The organism is Pectobacterium aroidearum (assembly GCF_015689195.1).
GTDB lineage: Bacteria > Pseudomonadota > Gammaproteobacteria > Enterobacterales > Enterobacteriaceae > Pectobacterium > Pectobacterium aroidearum.
The window spans coordinates 623,782-640,850 of sequence record NZ_CP065044.1 but is presented as its reverse complement, the minus strand read 5'-3'; the positions used below and the strand labels follow the sequence as shown (position 1 = coordinate 640,850).

Genomic DNA, 17,069 nt, shown 5'->3' with positions numbered 1-17,069 from the left:
CATTATAAAATTCCGTTCAGGTTTCTGTTACTTCCGCCTAAATAACTTTACATATTACCACTCCACTTTAGCCAGACCATGGCGATTACCAAAGAATGGTGATGCTACCTTCATAAACTGTTTTAGCTGTTCCAGTCAATTCCACATATACCAGAACCGATTGCGGGCGGACACATCGGAACATAACAGTATTGACCCGTGCCGTCCGAGCGCAGTCCTCATACTTCGGCTAGATTGAACATCTTGCGCAATACGCCAAAGTTTCGGTTCACCCCGGTCTGCTTGTAGGCCACGTCTTCATCAACGCGGCCATACCCGGCCACTTCACGTCCTGTACCTTGATACAAAAATAGGAAGGCACCCAATCCGCATTCTTTGCTGATCAAACCCACGCCTCAGACGAAGGTAACAGCTCATCGCTATAGAGAGCTGAACCATGTCACCAACACATTCAATCCGGCGGCTGTTTGTCAGTCACCTGCTGATCATTGCAGCCTTGAGCAGCGGATGTACAACAACCACTGCCCCGCCCCATTCTCCGCCCATCAAAGCGGTCACCTCGGTTCCCGACGCTACGTCGGACTTCATTCCCGTTGTACGTTACGGACGCTATACCCTGGTCGAACTGGCTCCCGATGCGGCGCAGCGTGATCTGTTGCTGCAGGTGATTGACGTATCAATACCCGAGCATTCCCGCGCTACCGTGGGTGACGGCCTGCGGCACGCGCTCAAGCGAAGTGGCTACCAGCTCTGCGAAACAGCCCAGTCTATTATTGAACTCTATTCACTGCCACTGCCCGTTGCGCATCTACACCTCGGCCCGATGACCTTGCGGGAGACATTGCTTACATTGGCCGGGCCGTACTGGGCGATGTACGTCGATAACCGTACGCGACAAGTGTGTTTCAAACGCACCGATATCGACGCTGGCGCTGGCACAGCAAATGGCGACACTCAGGTCGCCGATGCAGTTAAGCCCCTCCCTCATGCTGGAGGGCAACCATGAACAACACCGCCATCAGGTTGAGGCACACCTCAACCATGATCATCCGACTCCTGGTCTGGGTGTGGCTGAGTGTTCTGACTGCTTTTGCCGTCCTGAACTATCGCGCAACAGCCGATCTGGTCAAACGCGAGCAGGTGGATGCCAGCCTGCAGCAAGTTCGGGTACTGGAAGGCCGGCTGACAGAGCTGGCCGACAACATACGGGCTCTTGAAGCACGCCCTCTCCCTGCCAGTGCAACAGCCTTACGAAGCATGCAACAAAGTCTGGAAACGCGTATTGCTCAGATGGAGCAAAAGCAGGAAAACTACGCCTCCACACAAGTCGTGCAAACGCTTCGTGATGAGCTGGCGCAATTCAAGTCTCAACAGAAAGCAGCCATTCAAAGCGCCCCAACCACCAGCCGCACCACCAATCCTGCTGCTACCGCGCCCAGGAAAATGCCATTCCCGTTTCGCATCCTGGGTCTGGAGCTGCGCGCAGGACAACGCATGGTATCGATTGCACCGGCCAGTGGAGAACCCGCACCTGAGCAAATCCAGCTTGTATTACCCGGTGAAACCGTGAGCCAGTGGCGACTGGAAACCATCGATGGCGACACCGCAATTTTCAGCCGTGCCGGGCAGACACGACGCCTGGCGATCCCCTGATGGAGAAGACCATGAAACGTCTGATGACGATCCTCCTCACTGCCACACTGGCCACTCTGACAATGTCCGCGATGGCACAGCCCTCCACCACGATGCAATCCCGTATCGTAGCGACCCAGGTCGAACAGCACCGGGACGAACGTCTGGCGCAGGACTGGGGCTTGAACACTGACGAATGGTTGCGCTATCGCGAACTCATGGAGGGGCCCCTCGGCACCTACTCACCCAACCTCGACCCACTATCAGCATTGGGCATCGAGGCCCGCAGTGACGACGAGCGACAACGCTATGCCGAACTACAAGTACAGACAGAAGCACGTCGTGTTGAAAAACTGCTGGCCTATCAGCGAGCGTACGATGAAGCCTGGCAAAGACAGAATCCCGACCTGCTGCGGGTAAATTTGCCTGATGCCGGACTCAACAAAAACACGGTAACCGGAAACGGACGCACGGCGGTGTTCGTCAAGGAAAATTGCCAGCCATGCACCCAACTTGTGCAGCGCTTACAGACCTCCGGCACGCCCTTCGACCTGTATATGGTCGGTTCACGCCAGGACGATGTACGCATCCGGGATTGGGCCAGACGCGCACAGATTGACCCAGAGCTGGTACGCAATAGCACCATCACTCTGAACCACGACGCAGGTCGCTGGTTGTCTCTTGGGCTGTCCGGAGACCTGCCCGCCAGTATCAGACAGGTAAATGGTCAATGGCAGCGTCAGCCCTGACATCCATGCAACGAAGGTGGACTCTGCTGGTAAGCATACTGATGGCTGGCCTGGCTCAGGCCCAGGAGATCCCCCCACCGGCCTACCAGTTGGCGGCTCAACGCGCGGGTGTTCCCTCTGTCGTCCTTTATGCGGTGGCGCTGCAGGAAAGTGGCGTGCGCCGTGCAGAACGTATCGTGCCGTGGCCGTGGTCGCTGAATGTGGCAGGCCAGTCTCGCCGATACACCAGCCAGGCGCAGGCCTGTGCAGGAGTACACCAGGCCCTGCAAGACGTACCACTTACCCGCATTGACGTAGGCCTGGGGCAGATCAATCTCGGTTGGCAAAAGCATCGCTACCGCCAGCCCTGCGACTTACTCGATCCGTACAACAACCTGACGATCGCTGCACAGATCCTCAAGGAGCAGCATATCCCCGGCGAGGACTGGCTGCTGGCAATGGGCCGCTACCATCGGCCTGCTGGCGGTGCGCCTGCGGCACGCTACCGGCGCAGTGTGTCGCAACACCTTCAACGCGTACTGGGGCCGCAGCAAACTGTCCCCACCACTCTCAGCAAGGAAACGACCCCATGATGACCCGCATCAAGACGGCATACGGCCTGTTCCTGACACTGACCACCGTATCGCCGTTGATTCACGCAACACAGCCGCCGATTGTGGTGGAAGACCACGGTGGGGCCTCTGCTCTGCCGTACTACGAGGCACTCAACCTTCAGGTACGTTCACCCGATACTCCACGCCCTCCCATTGCCATACCACCGATACAGGTAAATCCAGCAACCGAAGCAGACATGCTGCCAGTACGCAGCACAAAGCTCTCCCCAGGCACCGTAGCACGCCGGCTCATCGACGCACCGGGCCTGCAACCGTTCTTTCTGGTCGGCGACGATGAGGCATCCCATGCGTGGCTGCAGCGCCAAAGCGTATTACTTCACGAACGAGGTGCCATCGGCCTGGTGGTCAACGTCGAGACCAAAGACGGCCTGGCACGCCTGCGTGCTATCGCACCAGATTTGCAGTTCGCGCCAGTGGCGGCCGATGACCTGGCTGAGCGACTTGGCCTGCGGCATTACCCCGTGCTCATCACCAGCACGGGCATTGAGCAATAACACAATGGCACAGTCTCAGCCGGTCGAGGTACTACTGCGTCCACCTGTAGAACTCTATACCGTTGCGGTTTGCGCCGGAGCCGCACTGCTGTGTCTGACGGCTCCATGGTCTCTCGCGCTGAGTCCGGACATAGGCATCGGCAGCGCACTGGCCTTCGGAATTTTTGGCACACTGCGCTGGCGCGATGCACAGGTGATCCTGCGCTACCGACGCAATATCCGTCGCCTGCCGCGTTACGTGATGACCAGCCGCGACGTGCCAGTCAGCCAACAACGCTTGTTCATTGGCAAAGGATTTCGTTGGGAGCAAAAACACACTCACCGGTTGATGCAAACCTATCGGCCTGAGTTCAGGCGTTATGTAGAGCCGACATCCGCCTACCAGTTGGCCCGACGTCTGGAGGAGCGGCTGGAGTTTGCACCATTTCCATTATCGCAACTGCCCCGTCTTACGACCTGGGATATACCGCTCAATCCGGTGCGGCCATTACCGCCCGTTGGCGGCTTACCGCGCCTGCATGGTATTGAGCCTGACGAGGTGGACGTCAGTCTGCCCTTGGGTGAGCGTGTCGGTCACTCCCTGGTACTGGGCACCACACGCGTAGGCAAAACGCGGCTGGCTGAATTATTCATCACCCAGGATATTCGTCGAAAGAATCACCTGGGCGAGCACGAAGTGGTCATTGTTTTCGACCCTAAAGGCGACGCGGATCTACTCAAAAGAATGTTCGTCGAGGCCAGACGTGCAGGCAGAGAGAATGCGTTCTACGTGTTTCATCTAGGGTGGCCGGAGATCAGTGCCCGTTACAACGCGGTGGGGCGTTTTGGTCGCATCAGTGAAGTCGCGACCCGCATCGCAGGGCAGCTTTCCGGGGAGGGTAACTCTGCTGCATTCAGAGAATTTGCCTGGAGATTCGTCAATGTGATTGCACGCGCATTGATCGAGCTGGGGCAACGACCGGACTACCTGCTGATCCAGCGCCATGTCATCAATATCGATGCGTTGTTCATCGAGTACGCCCAACACTACTTCGCCCGCACAGAACCGAAAGCCTGGGAGATCATCGTCCAGATTGAAGCCAAGCTCAACGAGAAGAACATTCCCAGGAACATGATCGGTCGCGAAAAGCGCGTGGTTGCCCTTGAACAATATCTTAGCCAGGCCCGTAACTACGACCCCGTACTGGACGGACTAAGATCAGCGGTTCGCTACGACAAAACCTATTTCGACAAGATCGTCGCCAGCCTGCTGCCTCTGCTTGAAAAACTCACCAGTGGCAAAATCGCCCAGTTGCTGGCACCGAACTACTCGGATCTGAGTGACCCCAGGCCGATTTTCGACTGGATGCAGATCATCAGGAAACGCGCGGTCGTCTACGTCGGACTCGATGCGCTCTCCGATGCCGAAGTCGCAGCTGCGGTGGGCAACTCAATGTTCAGCGATATGGTCTCTGTGGCCGGACACATCTATAAATTCGGCATCGACGATGGCCTGCCCGGTGCATCGGCTGACACCAAAGTGCCGATCAATGTTCATGCCGATGAATTCAATGAACTCATGGGAGACGAATTCATCCCGATGATCAACAAAGGCGGCGGTGCTGGCATCCAGGTCACCGCTTATACCCAAACCCTCAGTGATATTGAAGCCCGCATCGGCAATCGCGCCAAAGCCGGTCAGGTCGTCGGCAATTTCAACAACCTGTTCATGCTGCGCGTGCGCGAGACAGCCACCGCCGAACTGCTCACAAAACAGTTGCCCAAGGTGGAGGTCTACACGACGACCGTAGTCAGCGGCGCGACAGACAGCTCCGACATCCACGCCAAAACCGACTTCACCAGCAACACACAGGATCGCATCAGCATGTCGAGCGTGCCGATGATTGAGCCGTCACACGTCGTTCAACTTCCGAAAGGGCAATGCTTTGCACTGCTACAGGGTGGCAACCTGTGGAAAGTCCGCATGCCCCTGCCCGCCCCCGATCCAGATGAAATCATGCCGACGGATCTTCAGCAGTTGGCAGGCTACATGCGTCAAAGCTACACCGATACCGGTCAATGGTGGCAGAACCAGGGCTCACCTACACTACAGGAGCAAGCGCTACCGCCTGAACTGCTTGATGAGGGTGCCGACCCTATTATCGACGAGAGTAAAGCGCTATGAGCGATCCAGCGGCTACGGCACAACATCAGCAGACACGCCGGAAAAGCCTGCTGGCCAGTGTCATTATCTTGCCATTCAGGTTAGTGGGAGTGCTGATTGGCTCATTGCTGATTTCTATCATCGTGGAATGCGCAGGTATGCATCTTTTCTGGAAAGACCAGGGCTGGCAACACTCGCAGGCGATGCTGCAATACGAATTGGGACACCTGTCGAATAACTTTACCCGTAGCGTCATCGTGCAGGAGCCGGGCCGCACGGCACACCAGCTCATCGACACCGGCTATGAATGGATGTTCGTCAAGACCGGACTGCTTGAGCGCATGAAGCAGACCGCCGAGCGTGCGCGAGCTCCCAGCCAGACACCCACGCGCGACTTCCGCTACTTCATGAGCCAAGTCTATGTGTGGTCAGAAAATTATCTGATCGCCGCAGCCTTCACCACGTTGACATTCATGGTGCGCCTGTTCGTCCTGGTACTGACACTGCCACTCATTATCGTGGCTGTGTTTGTGGGCCTGGTTGATGGCTTGGTGCGGCGCGATGTACGCAGGTTTGGTGCAGGTCGGGAATCAGGATTTGTTTACCACAGAGCCAAGGCAGCGCTATTGCCGCTGGCTGTGCTGCCCTGGGTAACCTATCTGGCGCTGCCGATATCAGTGCATCCACTGATGATTCTGCTGCCCGGAGTTGCATTGTTGGGCGTCGCGGTGGCTCTGACGGCGAGTAGTTTTAAGAAGTATCTTTAGCTGTATTTTTTAGGTGAAATTATGTTGCGAAGGGATTCAGAAGACGGATATAAAGCTACTTCACACCACTCAACTTACATCTCAAAGAAATAATTATGGAAGACAGCGAAAACTTGAACATGGCGCAATATACCTTGATTTTAAAATGCGCCGAACTAAAAGACTTTACTGAATGGAATAATTACATTGAAAATCTAGATGGCGTAATTAGGCTTGAAGGAGCCAACTTTGATGGGATCAATTTCACTGATGCAAAATTTTATCGTGCAAGTGGAATTGGTGTAAATCTGAGCGAAGCCACATTTAGAAATTCAAAATTGGTCAGGGTAGATTTTTCGGAATGCAATCTGATTAATTCAGATTTTGAGCATGCTGAGTTCGCCAACTGTTTCTTCAATGAAGCCTATCTATGTAAGGCGCAGTTCCAAAATGCCAAGTTCACTCTAGTTGATTTTATGAGAGCAAATCTTACTCAGGCCAATCTCAAAAATGCAGAATTTTTCGAATCTCAATTCTATGAGACGCAGTTCTATCAAGCGAACCTTGAAGGTGCCAAATTATTTGGCGGTGGTTACAATCCAGTGGCTCAAAAAGAGTTACGGATGAACCTTTGCGGCACTATTTTCCGCAATGCAAAATTTAACAACGAAACTTACTTCGATTTATTTTATGTATCACACGAAACAGATTTTAGGAGCATTTCATTTGAAGCAGCAAACTACTCAACTGGATTAAGGCAAACATTACAATACTGCAACCGGAGGCATAACTGGGAAGATTGGTATCGCAAACAAGGGAAAACACGCACTTTCTTTGTAAAAAAATTTTGGAGCTACTCCGACTATGGTCATTCCATAAAACAAATCATCAAATCATTTTTTTCAATAAATCTATTTTTTTCAATGATATACTTTCTTTTCCCATCATTAATCAACGGACTAAAACATTACGACCCAATAGGCAGCATCTATTTCTCATTTGTAACAATGACAACCTTAGGGTTTGGTGACATGCATGCTGCTGACAGTTCGATAGCCCAGATTATAATAATAATTCAAGTACTTTATGGCTATGTTTTGCTAGGCGGATTGATTACCGTCTTGTCCACTTTATTCACTTCAGATGGACCACCGCAAGGACTTATCAAGCATCCACTACCTAACAATACAAAATTAACTTTCAAAATTTTAGATTAATGATAATTGGTGCATCATCGCACCATTTATCATTAATCCGGTAACTGCACAGTTCCCATTGTTTGCAGCCTTGCTGCACGCATTCCACCAACATAACGCCATTACTCAATAAACCGAGGAATGGAGCTATGGTTCTCCCAGCCCAGCTTCGCGCTGTACGCCGCAGCGCGCCCATCTTTCTCTCCGCAGCCCTAATACTGGGTAGTTCGTTCCCTGCTCATGCCGACACACCAGCACAACGCCAGGAACTGGCTACTGCACTAAGGCAACTCGACGCACTGGAACGCCTCGTCGTGCAGAGCGCATCCAGAACCCCCGCAGAGCCAGGCGAACGCTATTACTTCGACTACCCAAGGCTACGCGATGACCTTGCTCGCATACGCATCGGTATCCAGGCTCATCTCACGCCGTCCCGCGCCCAGCCACGCGACCTTGCCGAACTGAACGGTAACTACCGTCAGGAATCGACAGCAAAACACGGCGACACCTTCCTGAAGGACCAGCCATGACTGCCGCACAAATCAACGCCTTCCAGGCCAATAGCGGCATCACACCTGCAGCCATGTCCGCCGTTTTCATCGGTGTTGTATTCGCGGTGCTGCTGCTGTGGGGTGCATGGGCCATCCGTACCGCCTACGTCGGTTGGGCCGAAAACCAGCTCAACCAGCGTCAGTTCCTCGGTGTCATCGTGCGCTTTATCGCGATGTACCTCGTGCTGACGTTTTTCCTGCTCTCGTAACCAGAAAGGGGCAATCCCATATGAAACACCACTTCTCTCCGGCTCGTCTCCCGCAACATGCAGCACTGGCCATGAGTCTTACCTTACCTGCCCTGTCGTTCGCCCAAGGATTGCCGCAACTGGAAAACCCGTCTCGGGGCACCGGTGGCGGCATTATGGAAACCATCCGCAATTACGGCTACGACATCGTGCTGCTGGTGGCTCTTCTGGTGGTCGCCAGCATGTTCATCGGCGTGTGCTATCACGCCTACGGCACCTACGCCGAAATCCACAACGGCAAGAAAACCTGGGGTCAATTCGGCCTGACAGTCGCCGTTGGGGCGGTACTGCTGGTGATCGGCATCTGGCTGCTCACCGAAGCCACCGGCATTTTGTAAGAGGGACTGGGCATGTCAGAGCATCCACATGTTCGTACGGACGGCACCATCACGTTCCTGCCACATCGGCTTAATCGACATCCGGTGGTGGTACGCGGCCTGACGGCTGATGAGCTGTGGATCTGCTGCGGCCTGTCCGGTAGCGCCGGGCTGATTATCGGCGTGCCGCTGTCCTGGTTGCTTTCAACCATCGCTCTGGCACCGACCTGCATTGTGCTGGGCATCGCCTGCGGCGTGTTCATCGGTGGCGGCTTCCTGCGACGACAGAAACGCGGCCGGCCTGATACCTGGCTGTACCGTCAGTTGCAATGGCACATCACGACTCGCTACCCGCCGCTCACAGGCTGGGTTGGCGGACACCTGCTGATCACGCGTTCAGGCTCCTGGTCGAATAGAAGGACAACGCGATGAGCCGATTCAAGAACGAAGTCACGCATCTACAAGCGCACATCAAGACCCTTCGCATCGGTGCCAGCGCCTTACTGCTGGTGGCACTGGTCATGGGTGCCGGTTGGTGGAGCGCACCGCGCGATCTGACGATCCATGTCCCCCCTGATCTGCGTTCGGGGAGTTCCCGGGCCTGGTGGGAAGTGCCCCCCGAATCGGTCTATGCCTTCACCTTCTACGTGTTCCAGCAACTCAACCGCTGGCCGACTAACGGAGAAGAGGACTACACGCGCAACCTCCATGCGTTATCACCATATTTCACCCCGGCATGCCGTGCCTTTCTGCAGGCAGATTACGACTATCGCCGCAGCACGGGCGAACTGCGGCAACGTGTACGCGGTGTCTACGAAATTCCCGGTCGCGGCTATGGCGATAACCCTACAGCACGGGTGCGCGTGGTCTCTGACCGCGATTGGGTCGTCACACTCGACCTCAGTGCCGACGAGTACCACGGCCCGGAGCAGGTCAAACGCGCTCTGGTGCGCTATCCCGTGAAAGTCACACGTGCAGATATCGATCCAGCCCGTAACCCGTTCGGCCTCATGCTGGACTGCTATGACGGTGCCCCGCAGCGCATCGCAGCTTCGGCACAGGAAGCCCCCAGTCGTGGCGGCCTGGGCACACAAGGAGAAACCCCATGAAACATCGTCGTCTCTGTCTCATCTGGCTGGGGCTGATGGCCTTGGTGCAGACTCCTGCGCTCCATGCCGTGGAAATCCTGCGCTGGGAGCGACTGCCACTTGCCGTGCCACTTTCTGTTGGGCAGGAACGCATCGTGTTCGTAGATCGCAATGTCCGTGTCGGCGTCCCGGCCAGCATCGGCGACCGTCTGCGTGTACAGAGCGCAGGTGGAGCCATCTACCTGCGTGCCAGCGAGCCTATCGAACCCACCCGATTGCAGTTGCAGGACGCCGACAGCGGTGCGCTGATCCTGCTCGACATTGCGGCCACACCAGCCAAAGACGGCGAGTCAGCACTTGAGCCGATACGCATCGTTGAGGGTAATGCCACCCCACCCCGCTATGGTCAGCCGCCAGACAACGCAACCCCCGCCCCCACGGCAGATCAGGCCAGACCGGCGCAACGTGAAACACCTGTAGCCGTGGTACTCACACGTTACGCCGCACAAAGCCTGTACGCACCATTACGCACCCTAGAGCCTGTGCCCGGCATAATGCGCATCAGCCTGCGCCACGACCTGCCACTGGATACGCTGCTGCCGACACTGCCTGTAGAGGCAAAAGCGCTGGCTTCATGGCGATTGGAAGATCAGTGGGTCACTGCCGTGCGACTGACCCATACAGGCAATGGCTGGGTTGAACTCGATCCACGCGCACTGCAAGGTGATTTCCTCACCGCCACTTTCCAACATACGGCGCTCGGTCCACGCGGCTCCCCCGAAGACACCACGGTGCTGTATCTGGTTACCCGTAAGCACGGACTGCCGCAGTCGCTACTGCCCGCCATCCAGCGCTTTGATCCTGCCATGCACTTGCCTGCCAACACGCCCCCGACAACGGAGGTACATCATGCGCAGTAACGGTCTGTTGAAATGGCTGATGATCCCCGTCGCACTGCTGGTCCTGTTCGTTGGCATCCGCCTGTTCTCTGGTGGCGGCACACAGTCCTCTGCTACGGCAGAGACGGGCAGCCAGCTCACCCCGGAGGAAATGAAGGCATTGGGCATCGAAGGGGACACGCCACGCGATACTGTCGCGACGCTGGTGGCCCAGGTTCGGCAACTGCGCACTGAGCTACAAACCGCCACCACCGACAACCGGGCACAACGAGAAGAAAACCAGCGTCTGCGTCAACGTGAAAGTGCCATTGACCAGCGTATCAGTACCACACTGGAATCCGAGCGGGCCAGCCTTCGCCGCGACCAGGAGCAACTCAACAACGAGCGCCAACAAGCTGAGGGTCTGCTGGCAGATTTGCAACGGCGGCTGGACAGTATCGGCAACGCCGGTCACGGCGACCTGCCAGTCGGCCTTGGCCTGCGAGACGGGGATGCTGAAGGATTCAGCGACGAGGCCACGATCCGCTGGGTAGAGCCTGACGATGCCAGACAGACTGATGGCCGTCATGGCAACGCTGCGCTGAACTTTCCGACACGTTTCGGGCCCGCCCAGAAGACGCTGGACACCACGGTCGAAAGCGTCACCAGTACCCGCACAAACGCGACCAGAGCCAACCCCGCCAGGGCCGTTTACACCGTCCCCACCAATTCAACACTGATGGGTTCAGTCGCGATGACAGCCTTGATTGGCCGCGTACCGATCGATGGCACCGTCAATGACCCCTATCCCTTCAAAGTCTTGGTCGGCCCCGACAATCTGACGGCCAACGGCATCGATATCCCTGATGTGGCTGGCGCTGTGTTCAGTGGCACCGCGTCCGGCGACTGGACGCTCTCATGCGTCAGGGGACAGGTACGCTCAATCACCTTCGTTTTCCACGACGGCACCATCCGCACCATTCCGGAAGACAGCGAACGCAGTCATCAGCAAAGCAATGACCAGAACGGTCTCGGGTGGATCAGTGACCCCTACGGTATCCCGTGCGTGTCCGGCGAGCGCCGCAGCAATGCCCAGCAGTATCTCGGTACACAGGCTTTGATCACCGCAGCAGGCGCAGGCGCGGCATCCTTCATCGATTCGGACAGCGGTCAGATGTCCTACGCCGGTGCCGACGGCTCCATCGGCACCGTGGGCATCAGCAGCAACGAGGCTGTGGGCCGCATTCTCGCCGGCGGCGTACGCGACATGTCTGACTGGGTCAACAAACTCTATGGCCAGGCCTTCGCAGCAGTCTATGTGAAGCCCGGCGCACACGTCGCCGTTCACCTCGAAAAACCGCTCGCCATTGACTACGACACCGAAGGCCGCAAGGTCGACCATCGTACAGGAGAAAGCCATGCGCTCGAACTGGACTAAACCGCTGGCAATCATGCTATCCGTGAGCGTATTGACCAGCTGCGCCACGAGCAAGGAAGACTTGTTACCCCATGGGGGTCGAACCATGCAGGACATCTGGCAGCAAGAGAGCGGCAATGGAGGCCGAGTGGGACAGATGGCCTATCGCCAACTGCTCGATGCCCGTCAGAGCCTGCGCCGTCCACTCAGCCATGCGGATGGGCAAGCTGCTCCTGCAGAACAGGCATACTACACGCGTACCGCCGCCAATGAAGTACGCAGCCAGTTTCAGCGACTGCCCAACCCCGACCTGCTGATGTACGTGTTCCCGCATCTGGCGGGGACAGACCCGGTTCCTGTACCGGGTTACACCACCATCTTCCCCCTCTACCAGCGTGTGCAATACGCAATGCCGGGCGAACGTACGGAGGACTACTGATGGTCTGGTCGCTTCCCTGGCGCAAGCCCACTGTGCCGACCAAAGGTGAACAGCCGGACGGCTGGCAGCGCCACATCGATACACTACAGCAGGCAGGCATTCCCGAACCCGGTACCACCAGCGTAAGGGGGAGCCGTCCCGCCACCCAGGCCGATGAGAAGGCCTTGTACGAGGTGGCCCCATCGTTTGTCGCGTTGCTGCCCTGGGTCGAATATTTGCCCGAATCACAAAGTATGCTGCTGGAGGATGGTGTCTCAGTCGCCGCCTTCTTTGAACTGACCCCGCTGGGTACAGAAGGCCGTGAGCCGGTCTGGCTGGCCCAGGCACGGGATGCGCTGGAAAACGCGCTGCAGGACAGCTTCGACGAGCTCGACGACAATCCCTGGGTACTGCAACTTTACGCTCAGGACGAGACCAACTTTGATCAGTACCTGCAGACCCTCAAGGGCTACATCCAGCCACGTGCGCAGAGCTCAAGCTTTACCGAATTCTATCTGCATTCGATGGCACATCACCTGCGCGCAGTAGCAAAGGCGGGAGGCCTGTTCGAGGATACGACGGTCACGCACCTGCCCTGGCGAGGGCAAACTCGACGGGTACGCATGGTCGTTTATCGCCGCACAGCAGGCAGCACGACGCGACGTGGTCTGATGCCCGAACAGGCTTTGAATGTGGTTTGTGATCGCCTGAGCGGTGGTCTGGCCAACGCAGGTATCCGCGCACAGCGTCTGGACGCACCGCACATCCACAACTGGCTACTGCGCTGGTTCAACCCACACCCCACGCTGCTGGGCCCCAGCGCCGAAGACCGCGAACGCTTCTACCAGTTGACCGCCTACCCGGACACCCACGACGTCAACGACATCGAGCTGGCCTCCGGGTGCGATTTCAGCCAGAGACTGTTCTTCGGCCAGCCACGTTCAGATACGGCCCGGGGCGAGTGGTACTTTGACGGCATGCCGCATCGGGTGATGACGACCGACCGCCTGCGCACACCGCCCAGTGTGGGTCATATGACAGGCGAGAATCGCAAAGGCGACGCCATCAACACCTTGTTCGACCAGATGCCGGAAGACACGATGATGTGCCTGACACTGGTTGCCACACCACAGGACGTACTTGAAGCACACCTGAATCATCTGGCAAAGAAAGCCGTTGGCGAAACGCTGGCCTCCGAACAAACCCTGGCGGATGTGCAAGAGGCGCGCTCACTGATCGGCAGCGCCCACAAACTATACCGTGCCAGCCTGACCTTTTACCTGCGTGGCAAGGATGAAGAAGAACTCGACAGCCGAGGACTGCAACTGGCCAACGTGATGCTGGGCGCAGGACTGCAGCCGGTACGCGAAGAGGACGAGGTCGCGCCGCTCAACACCTACCTGCGCTGGCTGCCATGTATGTACAACCCGGCGCAGGACCGCAAACAGTGGTACACACAACTGATGTTCGCCCAGCATGTGGCCAACCTCTCACCGACCTGGGGACGTAGCCGGGGTACAGGTCACCCGGGGATCACTGTCTTCAATCGCGGTGGAGGCCTGATCACGTTCGACCCCTTCAACCGCCTGGATCGGCAGATGAACGCGCACCTTTTCCTGTTCGGCCCGACGGGGTCGGGCAAGAGCGCCACCCTCAACAACCTGCTCAATCAGGTCACCGCCATCTATCGTCCACGGATCTTCATTGTGGAGGCTGGCAATTCCTTCGGGCTGTTCTGCGAGTTCGCCCGGCGTTTAGGGCTGACTGTCAACCGTATCAAGCTCGCTCCAGGTGCTGGCGTCAGTCTCGCACCGTTCGCCGATGCCCGCAGACTCATCGAAACCCCCAGCGATGTACAAACACTCGATGCTGATGAACTCGATGACGAACCACAGCGCAAGGAAGTCGAGGCCGACGAACAACGCGATGTGCTGGGCGAACTGGAGATCACGGCACGCCTGATGATCACGGGGGGTGAAGACAAGGAAGAAGCCCGCATGACCCGCGCCGATCGCTCGTTGATCCGCCAATGCATTCTGGATGCCGCTCAGCGCTGCGTCGCTGCCAACCGTACCGTGCTGACCCGCGATGTGCGCGATGCGCTACGTGAACGGGGTCATGACACCACGTTGCCAGAAATCCGGTGTGCCCGTTTGCTGGAGATGGCCGACGCGATGGATATGTTCTGCCAGGGCAGTGACGGCGAAATGTTCGACCGCGACGGCACCCCCTGGCCCGAGGCCGACATCACCCTGGTCGACCTGGCAACCTATGCACGCGAAGGCTACAATGCACAACTGTCGATCGCCTACATCTCGCTGATCAATACCGTCAACAACATCGCCGAGCGCGACCAGTTCCTGGGCCGCCCTATCCTCAACGTGACGGACGAAGGCCATATCATCACCAAAAACCCCTTGCTCTCGCCCTACGTCGTGAAGGTCACAAAAATGTGGCGCAAACTTGGGGCATGGTTCTGGCTCGCAACGCAGAACATCGACGATCTGCCAAAGGCCGCAGAACCGATGCTCAACATGATCGAGTGGTGGATTTGCCTGTCGATGCCACCCGACGAGGTGGAAAAAATCGCAAAGTTCAGGGAGCTGACACCCGCGCAGAAGGCGCTGATGCTGTCCGCACGCAAAGAGTCTGGCAAGTTCACAGAAGGCGTCATCCTCTCCAAGAACCTGGAAGTGCTCTTCCGTGCCGTACCGCCCAGTCTCTATCTCGCCCTGGCGCAGACCGAGCCCGAGGAAAAAGCCGAACGCTACCAACTGATGCAGCAGTTCGGCATTGGCGAATTGGATGCCGCGTTCAAAGTGGCCGAAATGATTGATCATGCGCGTGGTATCACGCCCATGGCGCAAAGGTAATCAGCGGGGCTGATTGATCTGCCGCTCCAGGCGGGTCAAACGTTCAACAATGTCATCAAACGACAGGATCTCACCATAGAACATCTGGGCGTTCAGCATCGCCTGATAATCCTGTCTCAACGCATCAAGCAGCGCCACATCTGGGATCAGCCTCAGTTCCCCTGTCAGACAGCGATCGTAATGGCTGAAACTGCTGCGAAAGAAGGTTTCTTTGATGTTCAGCACATCCTGCAACAGCGGGATATCATCCAAAGCCTGACGACCGATATCATGGTCAGCAAGCCGCGCCAGATCGTACCAATGCCGCGACAGCCGTTCAGCACTGCCACGCAGTTCCGGGCGGTTGCATTCAACATGAATGAGCGTGGCCTTCTCCCAAAAGGTACGCATCGGCGACAGTACGGCAACTTGCGCCGTTGGAAATACCAAGCCCGGCACATAGGCGGCAATGTCCGGCACGATGGTCAGCACATCCTGGGGAAAGGTCGCATTTCTGCCGCCGAACTCGATCAACACACTGGGCCGCAAATAGGGATCGGTGTTCTCCACTGCACTGGGGTAATAGAGCCTGAGCTCTTCTGCATTATCACTGATTTCAATCGTGATTTCGTGATTTGGAAGGCTCTGTCGCAATGCCGCACGCAGTGCTGGCACCAGTTCCCCGTTGACATGCGCAGCCAGGGTATCCCTGAGCGTGTCAGACAGTTTGCGACGCTTGTTTCCGGACAGTGTGGCCAGCTCGGGCACATCCGACACCAGACTTTGATAATCAATGGTGACATCAATATCTTCGGAGAAACGCTCGATAGCCTGATACACCTTCGACAGAGACGTCCCTCCTTTGAAGGCCATCGGCTTGCAGCAGGGTAACGCAAAGAGTACGCCCAGTATCTGGCACAACCAGATGTCTTTCTCCAGAATTTCGGCGCGACGCCCCAGTCCCGGAGCCAGACCATTCAATAGTTCGGCCTGCTCAACGGGCGTCAAATCAAAATAGGATACAACTGACGTATCAGACATACTTTTCCTCGCTGCGTTCATAGCCACTCAATGCGTCCAGCATCCATGCAGGCATCGACGCCTTGGCAGAACACAGAGCCTGAAATTCAGCAGGTGCCAACTTTTGTGCGATCCGTCGAAATGTACCGGACGTGACCTGATGACGCCCCAGATACCAGAGCGCCGACAGCGCCTGACCTGCGGGTCGGCCGGCCAATACCAGTTTGCGTGAGGCAACATGTTGCAATCGGACCGTCATTTTTCCTAGCCGGACTGCCCGGGACGAACCACTGGTATAGAACACCGCCTGCGCAGGCATCTGCGTAGAGAAGCCAAAACGCCGTGCGGCCTCGGCACCATGGATCTCAATCGTCGCCCCTTCCGCATCAGCCAGTGTATGTGCTATCTGCTCAGGTGCGGGCAACGTCTTGATGCCAAAGCGACCCACTTTGGGTACGACATACAAACCATGGCCGATGCGCTCAATACTGCCAGCCTTGTTAAGCCGCATCAGCGCCTGATCAATAGCCGCACGCGACCCCAACCCGGCAAAAAGAGCAGGCGTGAAAGGCTCGCCTGCCAACTGGGCAGCGATACGTTCTCGAATGGCTTGGGATGTACTCATGACAGCCTCCTTTTGTTAGATATTCTATAAAAAAATCTAACACGTCGCAATGCTGCAAAGCCCCCCTAAAAAGACGCCATC

At 56.8% G+C, this 17,069-nt stretch carries 20 protein-coding genes; 17 read left to right on the top strand and 3 right to left on the bottom strand.

The window, feature by feature from the left end:
- Positions 1–218: 218 nt before the first annotated feature.
- Positions 219–386, bottom strand: coding sequence for a hypothetical protein (locus tag I2D83_RS02875; RefSeq protein WP_434221036.1), 168 nt, complete (start codon positions 384–386; stop codon positions 219–221).
- A gap of 50 nt (positions 387–436) precedes the next feature.
- Here I2D83_RS02875 and pilL2 point away from each other — a divergent pair, with 50 nt between their 5' ends.
- The 17 genes from pilL2 (at position 437) to I2D83_RS02790 (ending at position 15,364) form a co-directional block, all read left to right on the top strand.
- The gene (gene pilL2, locus I2D83_RS02870) at positions 437–1,006 is read left to right on the top strand and encodes a PFGI-1 class ICE element type IV pilus protein PilL2 (protein WP_205947503.1); all 570 of its coding nucleotides are present in this window, start codon (positions 437–439) and stop codon (positions 1,004–1,006) included.
- Complete coding sequence (locus I2D83_RS02865) at positions 1,003–1,653, top strand: hypothetical protein (protein WP_205947502.1); 651 nt, start codon at positions 1,003–1,005, stop codon at positions 1,651–1,653. The genes pilL2 and I2D83_RS02865 overlap by 4 nt, the downstream gene beginning before the upstream one ends.
- A complete protein-coding gene (locus I2D83_RS02860) occupies positions 1,575–2,381 on the top strand; it encodes a TIGR03759 family integrating conjugative element protein (protein WP_476739475.1) in 807 nt (268 codons plus the stop codon). The genes I2D83_RS02865 and I2D83_RS02860 overlap by 79 nt, the downstream gene beginning before the upstream one ends.
- Positions 2,363–2,953: a transglycosylase SLT domain-containing protein gene (locus tag I2D83_RS02855; protein WP_039325579.1), complete on the top strand. Its 591-nt coding sequence runs from the start codon at positions 2,363–2,365 to the stop codon at positions 2,951–2,953. Before I2D83_RS02860 ends, I2D83_RS02855 begins: the two co-directional genes overlap by 19 nt.
- Before the next feature lie 56 nt (positions 2,954–3,009).
- The gene (locus tag I2D83_RS02850; RefSeq protein ID WP_457810200.1) at positions 3,010–3,489 is read left to right on the top strand and encodes an integrating conjugative element protein; all 480 of its coding nucleotides are present in this window, start codon (positions 3,010–3,012) and stop codon (positions 3,487–3,489) included.
- 4 nt (positions 3,490–3,493) lie between these two features.
- On the top strand, positions 3,494–5,653 hold the full coding sequence (traD, locus tag I2D83_RS02845; protein ID WP_205947501.1) for a type IV conjugative transfer system coupling protein TraD: 2,160 nt from the start codon (positions 3,494–3,496) through the stop codon (positions 5,651–5,653).
- A complete protein-coding gene (locus I2D83_RS02840; protein ID WP_205947500.1) occupies positions 5,650–6,399 on the top strand; it encodes a TIGR03747 family integrating conjugative element membrane protein in 750 nt (249 codons plus the stop codon). The genes traD and I2D83_RS02840 overlap by 4 nt, the downstream gene beginning before the upstream one ends.
- A gap of 95 nt (positions 6,400–6,494) precedes the next feature.
- Positions 6,495–7,595, top strand: a complete 1,101-nt coding sequence (locus tag I2D83_RS02835) for a pentapeptide repeat-containing protein (RefSeq protein ID WP_205947499.1) — start codon at positions 6,495–6,497, stop codon at positions 7,593–7,595.
- A gap of 128 nt (positions 7,596–7,723) precedes the next feature.
- A complete protein-coding gene (locus I2D83_RS02830) occupies positions 7,724–8,104 on the top strand; it encodes an integrative conjugative element protein, RAQPRD family (protein WP_205947498.1) in 381 nt (126 codons plus the stop codon).
- The gene (locus I2D83_RS02825; RefSeq protein ID WP_048257629.1) at positions 8,101–8,334 is read left to right on the top strand and encodes a TIGR03758 family integrating conjugative element protein; all 234 of its coding nucleotides are present in this window, start codon (positions 8,101–8,103) and stop codon (positions 8,332–8,334) included. Before I2D83_RS02830 ends, I2D83_RS02825 begins: the two co-directional genes overlap by 4 nt.
- Before the next feature lie 20 nt (positions 8,335–8,354).
- Positions 8,355–8,711, top strand: a complete 357-nt coding sequence (locus tag I2D83_RS02820; RefSeq protein ID WP_205947497.1) for a TIGR03745 family integrating conjugative element membrane protein — start codon at positions 8,355–8,357, stop codon at positions 8,709–8,711.
- 12 nt (positions 8,712–8,723) lie between these two features.
- On the top strand, positions 8,724–9,122 hold the full coding sequence (locus I2D83_RS02815) for a TIGR03750 family conjugal transfer protein (RefSeq protein ID WP_205947496.1): 399 nt from the start codon (positions 8,724–8,726) through the stop codon (positions 9,120–9,122).
- Positions 9,119–9,799 carry a PFL_4703 family integrating conjugative element protein gene (locus I2D83_RS02810; protein ID WP_039325559.1) on the top strand — a complete coding sequence of 227 codons (681 nt, stop codon included), beginning with the start codon at positions 9,119–9,121 and terminating at the stop codon, positions 9,797–9,799. The genes I2D83_RS02815 and I2D83_RS02810 overlap by 4 nt, the downstream gene beginning before the upstream one ends.
- The gene (locus I2D83_RS02805; protein WP_205947495.1) at positions 9,796–10,698 is read left to right on the top strand and encodes a TIGR03749 family integrating conjugative element protein; all 903 of its coding nucleotides are present in this window, start codon (positions 9,796–9,798) and stop codon (positions 10,696–10,698) included. The genes I2D83_RS02810 and I2D83_RS02805 overlap by 4 nt, the downstream gene beginning before the upstream one ends.
- Complete coding sequence (locus I2D83_RS02800) at positions 10,688–12,094, top strand: TIGR03752 family integrating conjugative element protein (RefSeq protein ID WP_205947494.1); 1,407 nt, start codon at positions 10,688–10,690, stop codon at positions 12,092–12,094. Before I2D83_RS02805 ends, I2D83_RS02800 begins: the two co-directional genes overlap by 11 nt.
- A complete protein-coding gene (locus I2D83_RS02795; protein ID WP_205946759.1) occupies positions 12,075–12,512 on the top strand; it encodes a TIGR03751 family conjugal transfer lipoprotein in 438 nt (145 codons plus the stop codon). Before I2D83_RS02800 ends, I2D83_RS02795 begins: the two co-directional genes overlap by 20 nt.
- Positions 12,512–15,364, top strand: a complete 2,853-nt coding sequence (locus tag I2D83_RS02790) for a conjugative transfer ATPase (RefSeq protein ID WP_205947493.1) — start codon at positions 12,512–12,514, stop codon at positions 15,362–15,364. The genes I2D83_RS02795 and I2D83_RS02790 overlap by 1 nt, the downstream gene beginning before the upstream one ends.
- Here the strand turns inward: I2D83_RS02790 and I2D83_RS02785 are convergent, their stop codons facing one another.
- Both I2D83_RS02785 and I2D83_RS02780 read right to left on the bottom strand, forming a co-directional pair.
- The gene (locus I2D83_RS02785) at positions 15,365–16,384 is read right to left on the bottom strand and encodes a nucleotidyl transferase AbiEii/AbiGii toxin family protein (RefSeq protein ID WP_205947492.1); all 1,020 of its coding nucleotides are present in this window, start codon (positions 16,382–16,384) and stop codon (positions 15,365–15,367) included. It abuts the gene before it with no gap.
- Complete coding sequence (locus tag I2D83_RS02780; protein ID WP_121247311.1) at positions 16,377–16,988, bottom strand: DUF6088 family protein; 612 nt, start codon at positions 16,986–16,988, stop codon at positions 16,377–16,379. The genes I2D83_RS02785 and I2D83_RS02780 overlap by 8 nt, the downstream gene beginning before the upstream one ends.
- Between the last annotated feature and the right edge of the window lie 81 nt (positions 16,989–17,069).